Genomic DNA, 14,210 nt, shown 5'->3' on the forward strand with positions numbered 1-14,210 from the left:
CGATGGCGCTGCCCCTGCACCGACCGTTCCGGCTCGGCGCCGCGCTGGCGCTCGCCGCGACGACGGCGATCACCGCGGCCTGCAGCGGCAGCGCCTCCGCGTCTCCCGGCTCTTCCGCGGCCACGGGTTCGTACACGATCACGATGTACACCTCGGCGACGCAGAAGACCGTGGACGCCGTGGTGGCGGGCTACAAACGGACGCATCCCGGTGCGAGCTTCAGCATCTACCGCGCCGTGACCGGGGACATCAACGCGCGCATCGCCGCCGACGAGCGCACCGGAGGCGTGCGGGCCGACGTCATCTGGGGCACCGACCCGCTGTCGATGGAGGCGTACGCGAAGGACGGCATCCTCAGGGCGCACCCGATCACGGTGCCCGCCGGGATCCCCGCGCAGTACAGCACCGAGTACCTGATCCCGACCCGGCTGCTCTACAACGTCCTCGTGGTGCACAAGGGCTTCACCCCGGTGCCGGCCTCGTGGTCCGACCTGACGCAGCCCGCGTACCGGGGCAAGGTCGCGATCTCGGACCCGGCAGCGGCGGGCTCGGCGTTCGCAGTACTCGGGTACTTCGCCCAGACCCCGGGATACGGGATGGCCTACTTCTCGAAGCTCAAGGCGAACGGAGCCGTGCAGGTCAGCACGCCGACCGAAGTGGTCACCGACGTCGCGGACGGCCGCTACCAGGTCGGGATCACCCTCGACTCGCTCGTTCGGCCCGCGATCAAGGCCGGATCGCCGGTGGAGATGGCATGGCCCGAGCCGGGCGCGATCGCCGAATACAGCCCGATCGCGGTCACCGCGAACTCGAAGAAGACCGCCGCGGACGCCGCCTTCCTCGACTACGTGCTCTCCAAGCCCGGGCAGCAGGAGATCGCCGCGACCGGATGGCAGCCGGTGCTGCCGGGCGTCCCCGGGCCCAGGATTCCGGCCGGCGGCCACGAGGTCTGGCCGAACTGGAATGCGCTGTTCCCGCAGGAGAAGCAGCTGCTGACCCGGTATCAAGCGATCTTCGGCGCCTGACATGCTCCCGGCGCGCGCCCGACCGGTGAGCGTCGTGCTCGTCGTCGCTCTGCTCGGGGCGCTGATCGCGGTTCCGGTCGGGCAGCTCGCCAGGACGGCGTTCGCCTCCGGCTGGTCGGGAGCGATGGCGGCGGCCGGTTCCCGGCAGGCCGTCCTCGCCCTGGAGCACACGGCGCTGGTGTCCGTCCTGGTGACGGCGTTCGCCGTGATCTGCGGTGGCGCGCTCGCGCTCGTCGTCGAGCGACGGCCGCGCCGTAGCCGCACGCTGCTGCGCCTTGCGGTTATCAGCCCGCTGCTGATCCCCGAGTTCGTGCTCGGTTTCTCCTGGTCGCAGGCTTACGGACCGTCCGGCACGCTGGACCGCGCCGCCGGGATCACCGTTCCCGGGCTGCTCGGCCCGACCGGCGTCGTGCTCGTGCTCACGGTGCATGCGATCCCCTTGGCCTACCTCGTGATCGCCGCCGGACTCGCGACGCGCGCCGAGCCGGACCTCGAACTGGCCGCGCGGGCATCGGGCGCGAACGGCCGGACCGTACTGCGCACGGTGACGCTGCCGCTGCTCCGTCCGGCGCTGACCGCCGCCGCGGCGCTCGTGTTCGTCACCTCGACGAACAGTTTCGCCGTCCCGCAGGTGCTCGGCGAACCTGCCGGGTTCGCGACCATGTCCACGCTGATCTTCAACGACCTGAATCTCTCCGCGTCGCCGGACGTCTTCAACCAGCTGGCCGTCGTCGCCCTGGAGCAGACGGCGCTGGTGCTGGCCGCAATCCTGGTCTTCGGCCTGATCCTGCGCAGGACGGCGACGGAGTCGGTCCGCGGCCCGACGACGGTCGGCGAACGCGCCGCGGTTGCCGCCGGCGGGCACGTCGCGAGCCGTATCACGACTGCCCTGGTCGGACTCTACGTTCTGATCGCGACAGTCGTCCCGCTGCTCGTGCTGATCGGCGTGGCCCTCACCCGCGGGCCCGGCCTCGCGCCCACCCCGGCCAACTGGACGACGTCGAACTTCGCCGACGCCTTCAGCGGACCGACCTGGGTCGGCCTGTGGCACAGCCTGGTCCTCGCCGCGCTCGCGGCCGTGATCGTCATCGTCATGTGCCTGCCCACAGTGCTCGGCACGGGAGGCCGTGCGCGAACCACGCTGGGCGCCGGGGTACTGCTGGGCTACGCCGTGCCGGGCTCGGCTCTCGCGGTCGGCATCCTCATCGCGTATGGCAGCCCACTGGAGGGCTCGGCGATGATCATCCTCATCGCGTACCTCGCCAAGCTGTGGGCGGTCGGGCACCGCCCGCTCAGCGCGGGAGTGGATCGTCTGGTGCCCGAGCACGCCATGGCGGCTCGGGCGAGCGGCGCCGGCCCGCTGACCGCCCTGGGCTCGGTCGTGCTGCCTCCGCTTCGCGTCGCGCTGCTGACGGGCGCAGGCCTGGTGTTCGTGCTCGCGGTTCAGGAAGTGACGATGTCAGGGATCCTCTACGGTCCGGGCTCCGAGACCTTCGCGGCGGTCATCCTCAACCAGCAGGATCTGGGCTCCGACGGCGCGACGGCGGCCCTCGCGCTGACGATGACCGTGCCGCTGCTGTTCATCGGCCTGTTACTCGTGGCCGGACGACGCCGCCTGCGATCACCGGAAGCGGTCGCATGAGCCCGGCCATGACCGCGCTCCAATGCCGGGACGTGACCGTGGGCCACGCAGGCGTCCCGGCGCTCGACGGCCTTTCGCTGACCGTCGGCGCAGGCGAACTGCTCGCCATACTCGGCAGCTCGGGTTCGGGGAAGACGACGCTGCTGCACACCATCGCCGGGTTCATCCCGCCGCTGGCCGGGGAGATCTGGCTGGCCGACCGCTTGGTCGCGGGCGGTCGACGGACGGTGCCGCCCGAACATCGCAGTGTCGGCGTCGTCTTCCAGCACTACGCCCTGTGGCCGCACATGTCGGTGCTGGACACGGTCGCGTATCCGCTGCGCAGGTCGGGCGGTACACGCGGGCAGGCCCGGAGTGACGCCGCCGAACTGCTGGGAGACCTGCACATCGAGCACCTCGCCCACCGACGGCCGAGCGAGTTGTCCGGCGGCGAGCAGCAGCGCGTCGCACTCGCCCGCGCACTCGCCCGGCATCCGGCGGTCTACCTGTTCGACGAGCCGACCGCCCACCTCGATGCCCCACTGCGCGGCGTGGTCCTCGATGAGGTCGCCGACCAGCGGAAACAGCAGGGCACCGCCGCGTTGTACGCGACGCACGACGCCGCCGAGGCGCTGGCGCTCGCGGATCGGGTAGCGGTGCTGGACCACGGCCGACTCGTGCAGCTGGGAACGCCCACGGAGGTCTACGAACGACCCGCGTCGCTGGCCGTGGCACGGCTGGCCGGACCCGCGTCGGTGCTCGCCGCCGAGCCCGGATCCCGTGACCGTACCCCGCGGCTCGTGCGGCCCGACTGGGTCGGTCTCGATCGGGCGAGTCTCGGCGAAGGCGGCGCATGGGAAGCGCGTGTCACCGCAGTCGCGTTCCACGGCCCGCACACGGACTACCGCCTGGAGACCGAGGCCGGCGAACTGCTCGCTCGCGAACCCGGACCCGCGCGTTTCTCGGCCGGCGAGCGCGTGCGCTGGTCGCTGACGAGGTCGTGGCCGCTCGCCGACGCCTCCCGCTTCCCCGAAGCTTCCCAGCCCGCCACCGACGTGCCTAAGCTGGCGTGAAGGAGCACCGATGCACGAACTCGCGATCACCCAGAGCATCGTCGACGCGATCACCGATCGGGTCGGGGACGAGCGCGTGAGCGTCGTGCACCTGGAGATCGGCGCGCTGGCCGGGATCGTGCCCGACTCCGTGTGCTTCTGCTTCGACCTCGTATCCGAGGGGACCGGGCTGGCCGGAGCCGAGCTGGAGATCTCCCGGCCGCAGGGCAGGTCCCGCTGCCGGGAGTGCGGGAGCGAATTCGAGCACGAGGACCCGATCGCGGCCTGCCGCTGCGGCGGGGTGGACCTGGACGTGCTCTCCGGCCGCGAACTGCGGATCGTCTCGGTGGAAGTGGTCTGACCATGTGCCGGACCTGCGGCTGCGGCGAAGACGAGGATGTCCGCGTCTACGAACCGGCCGAAGCAGGCCACGAGCATCCGCACCCCCGCGACCACGAGCACGGCCACGAGCACGGCCATGAGCACAGCCACGAGCACCCGAATCCGGCCTCGCACTCCGCTCAAGCGCGGACCGTCGAGCTCGACGTTCCCGTACTCGCCAAGAACGACGAGCTCGCCGCGCGGAACCGCGAACGCCTCCGGGAGCTCAACGCGTTCGCGGTCAACCTGATGAGCTCCCCCGGCTCGGGCAAGACCACGCTGCTGGAACGCACCATCCGCGCGCTCGACGGTGCCCGCCCGGTCTGCGTCGTCGAAGGCGACCAGGAGACGCCGCTGGACGCGCAGCGCATCCGCGCCACCGGATGCCGCGCGGTCCAGATCAACACCGGCGCCGGCTGCCACCTCGACGCGGTGATGTTCGCCGACGCCCTCGACCGCCTCAGGCCGCCCGCCGACGCGCTGGTGCTGACGGAGAACGTCGGAAACCTCGTGTGCCCGGCGCTGTTCGACCTCGGGGAGCAGGCCCGCGTCGTGATCGCCTCGGTCACCGAGGGCGTTGACAAGCCGTTGAAGTACCCGCACATGTTCCAGAGCGCCGACGTGCTGATCCTCAACAAGATCGACCTGCTGCCGTACGTCGACTTCGACGTCGAGCAGTTCGCCGAGCACGCGCGCCGCGTCAATCCGCGCGTCAGGATCATGCACCTCTCGGCGACCCGGGGAGACGGCCTCGGCGCGTGGACCGATTGGCTGCTCGGCCGCACGTGACCGAGCCCGGACCTCAGCGGCAGGCCTGATACGTCTTGTCGTCGAGGTTGATGTCGAAGCGGACGCCGTTGAAGTCGTTCTTGTTGTCAGCCGCGCAGAACTTCGCAGTGGCGAGGTAGTACTCGGCCTGGAAGACCGGCTTGCCCGCGGCGACGTACTGGTCGTAGCCGTAGTCGCCGTTCTGGGCGGTGGTGCACTCCTCATACTGGTTGCACTGCTCGTTCAGCGCGCCGTCGAAGTAGGAGACGAGCTGCGGGATCTGCGCGTCGTCGTTCTTCTGCAGCACGCTCAGGCCGCGGACGTGGGCGTCGTCGGCGAGCGTGGCGTTGAAGTAGATCTGGTCGTTCGCCGTCAGCGGGAACCCGGTGGTGTTGGAATAGCCGTCGACGTTGTCGAGCTCGACCATGTCGAAGCCCTTGGTGTGGCACATGTCCAGGCGGGTGTCCATGATCTTGCGCAGCACGCTGCCGGACTTCTGCACGTTGCGGATGTCCAGCCATTTCTCCCCCGCCCAGCCGTTCGACTTGCCGAGCAGCGCCGCCGGGAACTGCGAGGCGTCCGGACGCCAGTTCTCGTACGTGCCCGCGGAGATGTAGCAGACCGCCTTGATGCCGGCGGCGTGCAGCTTCGCGACGTCGGCGGCGGTGTTGTCGAAGCCGTCCACGTCGTACATCTTCACCGACCGGTAGGGCGCGCTCGGCACCTTGGACAGCACCCAGTCCCACGACGTGCGCACGGCCGGATGCCAGCAGGCCGAGCAGGCGACCGGCTTCGGCGGCGCCGGAGCGGCCGAGGCGGCGGGGGCGATCAGGACCGCGCCCGAGACGGCCAGGACGCCGGCTCCTGCCAGCATCAGCAGCCGCTTGCCGGAAAGGACGAAGAACACCGCTACCTCCCAAGGATCCGCGCACATTCGCGCTCGGATATGGAGTACGACGCCGACCCGGATGGCGTTCGGTTCCGCCGTGCGGAATGGTAGGAGGTCGGTGGACGACCGCGGCGCGCCACGGCGGTGGCCGACGAGTACGGCTGGAGGGCCGATGTTCGAACTGGGCAGCGACGGACCGCGCGTGATCCTCGTCGGGGTCGACGGCTCGCGGTCCTCGATGCGCGCGGGCGCGTACGCCGCCGGACTGGCCAGGAGGCAGCGGTCCCTGCTGGTCATCGCGTACATCCAGCCGGTCGGCGCGGGCGCCGTGCCGCAGGCGGCGGCCTCGATCGCCGCGGCCGGGCGGGACATCGCCGAGGACATCCGGGCCGAGATCCGCGCGGCCTTCGACCGGCTGCCCGAGGACACCGGCCCGGCCTGGGAGTTCCGCACCCGGCCGGGCGATCCGTACGGCGGCCTGGTGCAGCTGGCCGGGGAGGTGCGCGCCGAGGCGGTGGTGATCGGCGCCTCCGAGCACGCCGGTCACCGGATCCTCGGCTCCGTCGGCGTGCGGCTGGTGAAGTCGGGCCGCTGGCCGGTCACGGTCGTGCCCTGAGCAGGCCGAGCCGCGGCGTCCAGACCACGAGGCCGCTGAACACGCCGAAGGCCGCGAACAGCCACCAGGTGTGGTGGAAGGCCGCGACGGCGGCCTCCGGGCTCGGCGAGCCGACGATCGCGACGAACAGGCTGATGCCGAGCACGGCGCCGAGCTGCCGGAAGCTGGCGTTGATCGCCGAACCGAGGGCGAACCGCGCGGGCGGCAGCGCCTGGACGGACGCACTCGACTGAACCGGGAGCGTCATGCCGATACCGACGCCCATCAGCATGGATATCGGCAGCCAGTGCGCGAGCCACTCCGGATGCGCGGTCGTCACGCCCGCGAACAGCGCCAAGGCCGCGGCGTAGCAGGCGGCGCCGATCGCCAGGATGATCCGCGGGCCGAAGCGGTGCGCGAGCTTCGTGGCGATGCGGGCCACGACGGCGACGGTCAGCGGACCCGGCGAGCTGGCGAGCGCGGCCCGCAGCACGCTGTAATGCCAGACCGTCTGCAGAAAGATGATGTTCGAGAGCAGCGTCCCGTAGAAGGCGGCGGCGAAGACCAGGGTCGCGGCGTTGACCAGGCTGAACTGGCGGACGTGAAACAGCGTCAGGTCGATGGCCGGGAAGCGCGCGCCGCGGCAGCGCAGCAGGAACAGCGGGAGCAGCACGGCCGAGGCGGCGAAGCCGGCGATGACGCGTCCGTCGGACCAGCCCCAGCGCGGGCCCTCGATGATCGAGAAGCTGAGCGCGGCCGGGACGGCGGCGATCAGCAGCACGCCGAGCGGGTCGGGCAGCCCCCGCGCGTGCGGATCGCGGCTCTCGCGCAGCGTGCGCAGGCCGAGGAGCACGACGGCGGCGCAGATCGGGACGTTGATCAGGAAGATCCAGCGCCAGGAGACGTACTCGGTGAGCAGCGCGCCGATCGTCGGGCCGAGCGCGGCGGCCACGGCGCTCATCGACCCCCAGGTGCCGATGGCGAACGGGCGCCGCTCGGGCGGGAACTCCGGCAGGATCAGCGCAAGCGACGTCGGGGTGATCAGCGCCGCGAATGCCGCCTGCAGGGCCCGGGCGCCGATCAGCACCCCGGCGTTCGGCGCGAGCCCGCAGAGCGCGCTCATCAGCGCGAATCCGGCCATGCCGACAAGGAACAGCCGCTTGCGCCCGTACCGGTCGGCCAGCCGTCCGGCCGGGATCAAAGCGGCGGCGAAGACCAGGCTGTAGGCGTTCAGCACCCAGGCGAGCCGGTCGGTGGTGCTGTGGAAGCTGTGGCTGATCGCCTCGAAGGCCACGTTGACGATGGTGGTGTCCAGGAACACCACGAAGGCGCCGAGGCTGCTCAGCGCGAGGGTGCGCAGGGCGTGCGGATGGTCGGCGCGTACCGGGTCGGCCGGCTTCGCCTGGGTCTGCGGCAGGGACATGGGCCACCCTCGTGTGAGTTGGGATTCCAAACTTACTGCGAGGCTAGCAAGGGATGGTTGGAGAAGACAACCCACTCGGTCTACGCTGGACGGCATGGAGAGCCCCGAGTACACCCCCGTCGACCTGGCGGAGTCCCCGCTCGCGGTGCGGCCGTGCACGATGGCGGCGGCGCTCGAGATCGTCGGCGAGAAGTGGTCGCTGCTGGCGCTGCGCGAGATGGCGTACGGCGTGCACCGCTTCGCGCGGATCGTCGGCTACACCGGAGCGCCGCGCGACGTGCTCACCGACCGGCTGCGCAAGCTGGAGGCGGCCGGGATCGTAGAGCGGCGGCCCTACAGCGAGCACCCGCCGCGGTACGAGTACCACCTCACCGAGGCCGGGCGCGAGCTGTTCCCGGCGATGATGACGCTGCTGGCCTGGGGCGACAAGTGGGCCGTGGACGCGCCGGCCGTGCAGTTCCGGCACACGTGCGGCGAGCCGGTCGCCCTGCGGCTCGATTGCGGGCACTGCGGCGAGCCGGTGACCCGTGCCTCGCTCACGCCGATGAAGGCGCGCGCCGAGTCCTGACTCCCCGACAGGCGTGGCGCGTCAGTTCGCGGGAAGCATGTCCAACTGCTGCTGGGCCCAGGTGTATGCCTGCGTGAGGTCCGCCGAGTCCGAGGTCGACACGCTGACGCTGACCTCGTAGACGCCCCTCCACGCCAGCACGCGGACGGTCTCCTTCTGCAACAGGTCCGTGGTGCCGACCGGCGCGGCCAGGCACCACGAGTCGGCCACGGCGGCGTCGGTGCAGACGCGGTTGTCCGGCGCGTTGACCCCGTAGTCGAGCAGCGTCGACGCCTCCGCCTGCGCCGGGGTGCCGTAGCGCAGCAGCACGGCGTCCGCCGTCGCGCCGTTCGACGCGGTCCACGAACGGTGCTCAGCCGAGACGAAGCCGTCCGAGGTCAGCCACGTGTTCACATCGGCGCTGGCCGTGGTCTCATACCGGTCGGCGAACTCGGCCGCGGTGAGGTTCTCGCTGCCCTGGTACGACGACGAGGTGGTGTCGGCCGCTCCGGAGGGCAGCGGGATCAGGCAGTCGCCCGATCCGGCGCAGGGGCTCGGGGTCGGCGACGGCAGCGACGGCGCGCTGAGCGGGAAGAGCCCCATCGGCGAGGTCTGCTCGCTCGCCTGGACCCGGTCGAGCTCCGGCTCGGCCCAGCTGTCCGCCGTGCTCCCGTCGAAGGACCCGTAGAAGTAGAACCAGCCCATCACGATCACGTTCCCGACCTTCGCCGTGTACGCGAAGTCGATGAAGCCGCTCGAGTCGGTCTTGTTCGTGTACCAGGCCTGCGCGCCCGAGGCGTTGGGGATGCTGAAGGACACCCCAGTCAGGCCGCCGCCCCACTGCGGCTCGCCGAAGTTGCTGGTGTTGAGCGCGGTGGCACCGGCTGCGGTCGCCGTCTGAACGAGGTAGAGGTCGGCCTGTTCGAGGCCGCTGTCGACCGTCCAGTCCTCGTGCGCGATCCCGTTCACGCCGTCCGCGGTGAAGTCGGAGAGCACCTGCGCCCGCTGCGAAGCCGACTCGCTCTGCCAGAAGAGGTTCACGAACTGGCTTGCGGTGAGCGACGCGCTGGAGACCCAGTGCGTGTCGGACGGCGTGGTCCACGGGGTGCCGTTGCCCGGCACCGCCATCAGGCAGGCCTGGAGTCCCGAGCCGCACGCGACCTGCTGCGTGCCCGCGGCGGTCGGTGCGGGATCGGCGGTCGGCGCGGCCGCGGTGCGCAGCGACGTCAGCTCGGTGCCGGCCCAATTCCTCAGGTCCGCGGTGCTCAGCTGGTTCGGACTTGAGTACGCGACATCGAGCACCATCCGGTTGACGACCGTCGTATAGGCCGCGTCGAAGTCGCCCTTGGAGTCGGCCTTCACCGCGGCGTGCGCGGTGTTGGCCGAGTCGCCGGGGATCGGGGTGTCGGTGCCCGGATACGCCGCGAGGATCTCGGCGGCCCGGGTCGAGTACCAGCTCCGCGCGCCCTTCTCGGTGGCGAACGCGAGCACGATGAGGTCGACGTCGTCACCGTCGACGGCGCTCCAGTCGTTGTGCGCGATCGTCTGGAGCCCGTCCTGGCCCAGCAGGCCCTGGGTCTCGCCCCCGACGCCCGGCACGTTCGTGACAACGTTGGCGGCGTACTCATCCGCGGTACCGACCGTCAGCTGCGGCCACTGGCTGTCGCCGACGGTCGGCATCCGGCCCGCCCCGGCCGGCGCCTTGATCAGACACGACGTCAGGTCGGCGGGGCGGCAGGTGACCGCGCTGACCGCCGAGTTCCCGCCACCTGCCGGCAGCAGCACGTAGATCCCGGCGCCGATCAGCGCCAGCACCACGACCGCCGCGCCGATGAGCCGCGTCCGCCGCTGTCGCAGCTTCATCGCGACCGTGGCCGGAACGGGCGCGGGGACGGCGTCCTGGTACGGGATCTGCTGGGTGTAGTCGCCGTAGTTGAAGGCGGGCTGCGGCTGAGGCTGCGGGTGCGGCAGCGGCGGGAACTGCTGGGGCACCAGAGGCGGCGGCACCAGCGGGCCGAAGCCCTGCTGCGGCTGGGGCGGCTGGGGCGGCACCTCCGGCTGGGTCGCGGTGGGCGCAGGCGCTTCGGCAGGCGGGGTCGGCGTCACCGTCGTGGGCGTGTGATCAGCCGGGACTTCTGTGCTTTGACCTGCGTCTTCCGGCTCGACCGGCTGCGTCGACACTTCATCCACGACGCGACTGTAGCAGTCAACTGACTTTCCTGGCAGGGCGCTAAAGCACAGTTCATCGATGCGTAATAACCGACTGCTTCAACTCGCCTCCGCAGTGAGAGCACTGCCGACGTCCCGAGGCAGCAGTGCTGCTTCGATGGCCGGGATCAGCAGCGCCACGGCGACGACGATGAAGGCGCCTTGATATACGTCGTGCACCCCGAGCGCGCCCGTCAGCCGGAGCGCCAGGGCACCGGCCGCGGCGCCGAGGCCCATCGCGACCTGCTGAAGCGCGGACGAGAGCGTGTTGGCGTCGGTCAGTTCCGTGGCACTCACGTCCGCGTACGCGACAGTGTTGTAGACCGTGAACCCGATGGAACGGAACGAGCCGCTGGCCACGAGTAGCGCGACGATCAGGACGATCGGCGTCTGCGCGGTCAACGTCGCGATCAGCGCAGTTGTGATCACAGCGCCCACCACGGCGCCGAGGACCACGGTCCGAAAGCCGAACCGCTTCAGCAGCGGCGTGGTCGCGGGCTTGATACCGAGGTTCCCTGCGTACAGCGCGATGAATGCGGCGCCGGCGTGGGCTGCGGTCCAGCCGAACGCGTCTACGAACAGCAGCGGGACGAGGAACGCGACCGCGTTGATCGCCACGCGGTAGACCGAACCGCCCGCGTGCGCGAAGCGGAACGTGCGAATCCTCAGGGCGTTCAGACGCAGCAGCGGCGCCTCGGCGGAGCGCAGGCGCCGAATCGCGAGGGTCCCCGTGAGCACCGCGGCAAGCAGGCAGCCGGCGGCCAGCCAGGGATTCGATCCGGCAATCGCCTCGAACGACGCGGCGGCGGTCAGGCTCGCCAGGCAGGCCGCGCTCCACCACCAGCCGGGCACGTCGAGACGCCTGGGCTCGCCGCGCTCGGCCGGGATCGCGCGCACGCAGCAGAGCGCGGTGATCCCCAGCGGCACGTTGAGCAGGAAGATCCACCGCCATGACGCGTACGTCGCCAGGAAGCCGCCGACCACCGGCCCGAGCAGCGGCGCGGCCAACGCCGGCCAGGTGAGGAACGCGACCGCGCGGATCACCTCGTCGCGGCGGATCCCGCGCAGCACGACGAGGCGCCCGACCGGGACCATCAGCGCGCCGCCGATGCCCTGCGCGATCCGTGCCAGGTCCAGCAGCGGAAGGTCGGGTGCCAGCGCGCACAGCGCCGAGGCGACGGTGAACAGCGTCACCGCCGCCGCGAACGTGCGCCGGCCGCCGAAGCGGTCGACCGCCCAGCCGCCGACCGGGATGAACGCCGCGACGGTGACCAGGTACGCGCTGATCGGGACCGCCATCGCGGCCGACGGGACGCCGAAGGCCGCCGCCGCGCGCGGCGCGGCCGTGGTCAGCGCGGTCCCATCGAGCAGTTCCATGAACATGGCGCCCGCCACGAGCAGGGCCGTCGGCCGCGAGAACGCTCCCGGCTCGCTGGATCGCGCCGATATCCGCATGGGCAGCAGCATGTCACGGCCGATCAAGGAACCGGCGGGGCCGTCCGCCTGATGGAGGGCGGAAACGCGGCGTGCCGGGAGAGATCGCTCTCCCGGCACGCCGACGGTACCCAGGGAACTGCGGCCTACGAGGCCATCTTCCAACTCTGGCTCGCCGCGCCGGAGCAGGTCGCGACCTGCAGCAGCGTGCCGTCGGCGGTGGCTCCGCCGACCGTGTCGAGGCAGAGGGTCGAGTCGGCGGCGCTGGTGATCGTGCCGCTGGAGTTCACCGTCCACTGCTGGTCGGTGGCGCCGGTGCAGCTTTCCAGGACGACGGCGGCGCCGGACGCGACGGACGAGGTGCCCGCCTGCATGCACATGTCGCCGTACACGCTCAGTTCCTTGCTGCCGGTGTAGTCCCAGGTCTGGTTGCCGCCCGCGTTGCAGTCCCACATGTCGAGCTGTGTGCCGGCGGTGGTGGAGAAGCCGGGGACGTCGACGCAGCGGCTGGAGGCCGAGCTGACGATCTCCTCACCGGGAGGGGCGGCCGGCTGGTCGTTGACCGGCGGGACGGTACCGAAGCCGTAGCCCCACTGGAGCTGCGCGACGCCCGAGGCGCTGTTGTTCGTCAGCTTGCCGTCCGAGCCGAGGGACTCGATCGAGTAGGAGTCGCCGAAGCGCAGGCCGGGCCAGTAGACCAGCCCCATGCCCATACCGCGGGCGATGTCGGTGGTGGCGGCGAGGTACGACGTGTACGTATTGCCGTTGTGCGCGCCGTAGTTCAAGCCGATCGTCATCGGCGCGCCTGCCTCGTCGATGATCGTGCGCGAGGCGTAGGCGCCGAGGCGCGGAAGCAGGTTGTTGATCCAGTCCGCCTCGGTCGTGTAGCTGGCCCAGTAGCCGTAGAAGTGCAGCGACAGCAGCGTGCCGTCCAGGGCGGGGGCCGCGCCGACCGCCGTCACGTTGTCGTTGTAGCCGGTGCCGCTGACGACCACGCGGTTACGCGGGATGTAGGCGCGGTCCGTCACCCACTGCGTGGCGATCGACACCCATTGGCCGGCCGAGTAGCCGTACGGCTCGTTCATCGGCTCGAAGTACACGCGCGGGTTGTTCGCGTACGCCTTGGTGACGGTGTCCCACATCTGGTTCCACGTCGTCGTGTCGTCGATCACGCCGTCGTTGGAGGACTTCTCGTCCCAGTAGCTCAGGATGACCTTGTCGCCGTTCGCGGTCGCGGCGTCGATCGTCGCGCGGTACGAGTTCCACCACGCGGTTCCGACGCTCGCCGGGTTGATCGGCAGCCGCAGGGTGTTGGCGCCGAGGTTCTTGCGGAAGCCGGCGACCATGTTCTGCGCGATCTTGTAGACCTGGCCGTAGGAGTCGCCGGTGCTCAGCCCGCTCGGCACCACCGGACCGCTGTTGTAGTTGTCGTTCGGGTCGGCCCAGTTCACCCCGTGGAAGCTGCTCGGCGCCGCGGCGGCCGAGGCTGCGGACGAGTCGGCCGCCGACGAGCTGCCGGCGCTCGCGGTGGCGGTCGCGGCCGCGGTCGCGACCAGTCCTGCGGTGACGACGAGGGCAGCACATCGGCGCCAGTTGGAAAGTTGCACAGTCATCGCTCCCGAGTGATTAATTCGCCCATGAATTAACTCGGCTGGACGGTAGGCCCGCGCCGCCCGGCTGTCAAGATCAATATCAGGGTACGACGATCACCGGGCACGGTGCGGTGCGCGCCAGCCGGGCGGAGAGGGAGCCGACGCCGAACCAGCGGTGGACGAGGCGTTCCGACGCGCCCACGACGAGTGCCGAGACGTGCAGATCGCGGGCCAGGTTGCGGATCGTCTCGGCGGGCGGGCCCTCCAGGACCGTGAACGCGCACGCGGTCCCGAGCCGCAGGGCGCTCTCGGCGAGGTACTCCCCCGCCTCCCTGGCGACCTCGGACTCGGCGGACTGCGCGTAGGCCGTGACCCCGGGATTGGCGAGCACCAGGGCACTGTACTGGCGCACGTAGACGCCCACGACGCCGACGCCGTTGCGGCGGGCGAGGCCGGCCGCGTAGTCGGCGGCGCGCAGCGAGGTCCGGGAGAGATCGACGGCGACGAGCACGCAGTTCGGCGCGATGGTGCCGATGTCCGTGCCGCTGAGCTGGTGGACGGTCATGGCCGGCGCTCGCATTCGTCTCAATCCGCGGATCGCTCTGCCGTCACCATACGCCCAAAGTGGCACCCAGTGTCAACCTGGCCCGCCCGTGTCGTAGCTAACACGGGTAA

13 protein-coding genes are annotated in these 14,210 nt (G+C 70.9%); 7 read left to right on the top strand and 6 right to left on the bottom strand.

Annotated elements, in window-relative coordinates; genetic code table 11:
* Nucleotides 1-2 precede the first annotated feature (2 nt).
* From KDK95_RS12050 to hypB, 5 genes are read left to right on the top strand one after another with little or no spacing between them, the layout of a single operon-like run.
* Entirely contained in the window at nt 3-1,025 is a 1,023-nt protein-coding gene (locus KDK95_RS12050) for an extracellular solute-binding protein (protein ID WP_212518191.1), read from the top strand.
* A 1-nt stretch (nt 1,026) separates the two neighbouring features.
* Complete coding sequence (locus KDK95_RS12055; RefSeq protein WP_212518192.1) at nt 1,027-2,667, top strand: ABC transporter permease; 1,641 nt, start codon at nt 1,027-1,029, stop codon at nt 2,665-2,667.
* A gap of 8 nt (nt 2,668-2,675) precedes the next feature.
* Nucleotides 2,676-3,719, top strand: coding sequence for an ABC transporter ATP-binding protein (locus tag KDK95_RS12060; RefSeq protein ID WP_212518193.1), 1,044 nt, complete (start codon nt 2,676-2,678; stop codon nt 3,717-3,719).
* Nucleotides 3,720-3,729: 10 nt separating this feature from the next.
* Nucleotides 3,730-4,059, top strand: coding sequence for a hydrogenase maturation nickel metallochaperone HypA/HybF (locus tag KDK95_RS12065; protein ID WP_212518194.1), 330 nt, complete (start codon nt 3,730-3,732; stop codon nt 4,057-4,059).
* A gap of 2 nt (nt 4,060-4,061) precedes the next feature.
* Entirely contained in the window at nt 4,062-4,868 is an 807-nt protein-coding gene (gene hypB / locus KDK95_RS12070; RefSeq protein ID WP_212518195.1) for a hydrogenase nickel incorporation protein HypB, read from the top strand.
* Nucleotides 4,869-4,881: 13 nt separating this feature from the next.
* Here the strand turns inward: hypB and KDK95_RS12075 are convergent, their stop codons facing one another.
* Nucleotides 4,882-5,754 (bottom strand): endo alpha-1,4 polygalactosaminidase, encoded by an 873-nt coding sequence (locus tag KDK95_RS12075; RefSeq protein WP_307844320.1) that lies wholly within the window; start codon nt 5,752-5,754, stop codon nt 4,882-4,884.
* A gap of 154 nt (nt 5,755-5,908) precedes the next feature.
* Here KDK95_RS12075 and KDK95_RS12080 point away from each other — a divergent pair, with 154 nt between their 5' ends.
* Nucleotides 5,909-6,352, top strand: a complete 444-nt coding sequence (locus tag KDK95_RS12080; RefSeq protein WP_212518196.1) for a universal stress protein — start codon at nt 5,909-5,911, stop codon at nt 6,350-6,352.
* Here the strand turns inward: KDK95_RS12080 and KDK95_RS12085 are convergent.
* Entirely contained in the window at nt 6,336-7,754 is a 1,419-nt protein-coding gene (locus KDK95_RS12085) for an MFS transporter (RefSeq protein WP_212518197.1), read from the bottom strand. The genes KDK95_RS12080 and KDK95_RS12085 overlap by 17 nt on opposite strands.
* A 94-nt stretch (nt 7,755-7,848) precedes the next feature.
* On the opposite strand from KDK95_RS12085, the gene KDK95_RS12090 reads away from it, so the two are divergent.
* Nucleotides 7,849-8,322, top strand: a complete 474-nt coding sequence (locus KDK95_RS12090; protein ID WP_212518198.1) for a winged helix-turn-helix transcriptional regulator — start codon at nt 7,849-7,851, stop codon at nt 8,320-8,322.
* A 21-nt stretch (nt 8,323-8,343) separates the two neighbouring features.
* Here KDK95_RS12090 and KDK95_RS12095 read toward each other — a convergent pair whose 3' ends face one another.
* From KDK95_RS12095 to KDK95_RS12110, 4 genes are all read right to left on the bottom strand, one after another.
* Nucleotides 8,344-10,491 carry a hypothetical protein gene (locus tag KDK95_RS12095; protein WP_212518199.1) on the bottom strand — a complete coding sequence of 716 codons (2,148 nt, stop codon included), beginning with the start codon at nt 10,489-10,491 and terminating at the stop codon, nt 8,344-8,346.
* 78 nt (nt 10,492-10,569) lie between these two features.
* Entirely contained in the window at nt 10,570-11,964 is a 1,395-nt protein-coding gene (locus tag KDK95_RS12100) for an MFS transporter (RefSeq protein WP_212518200.1), read from the bottom strand.
* 125 nt (nt 11,965-12,089) lie between these two features.
* A complete protein-coding gene (locus KDK95_RS12105) occupies nt 12,090-13,556 on the bottom strand; it encodes a ricin-type beta-trefoil lectin domain protein (RefSeq protein ID WP_212518201.1) in 1,467 nt (488 codons plus the stop codon).
* Between the two features lie 79 nt (nt 13,557-13,635).
* Complete coding sequence (locus KDK95_RS12110; RefSeq protein WP_212518202.1) at nt 13,636-14,100, bottom strand: universal stress protein; 465 nt, start codon at nt 14,098-14,100, stop codon at nt 13,636-13,638.
* Nucleotides 14,101-14,210: the final 110 nt, after the last annotated feature.

Source organism: Actinospica acidithermotolerans (assembly GCF_018139625.1).
GTDB classification, from domain to species: Bacteria; Actinomycetota; Actinomycetes; order Streptomycetales; family Catenulisporaceae; genus Actinospica; species Actinospica acidithermotolerans.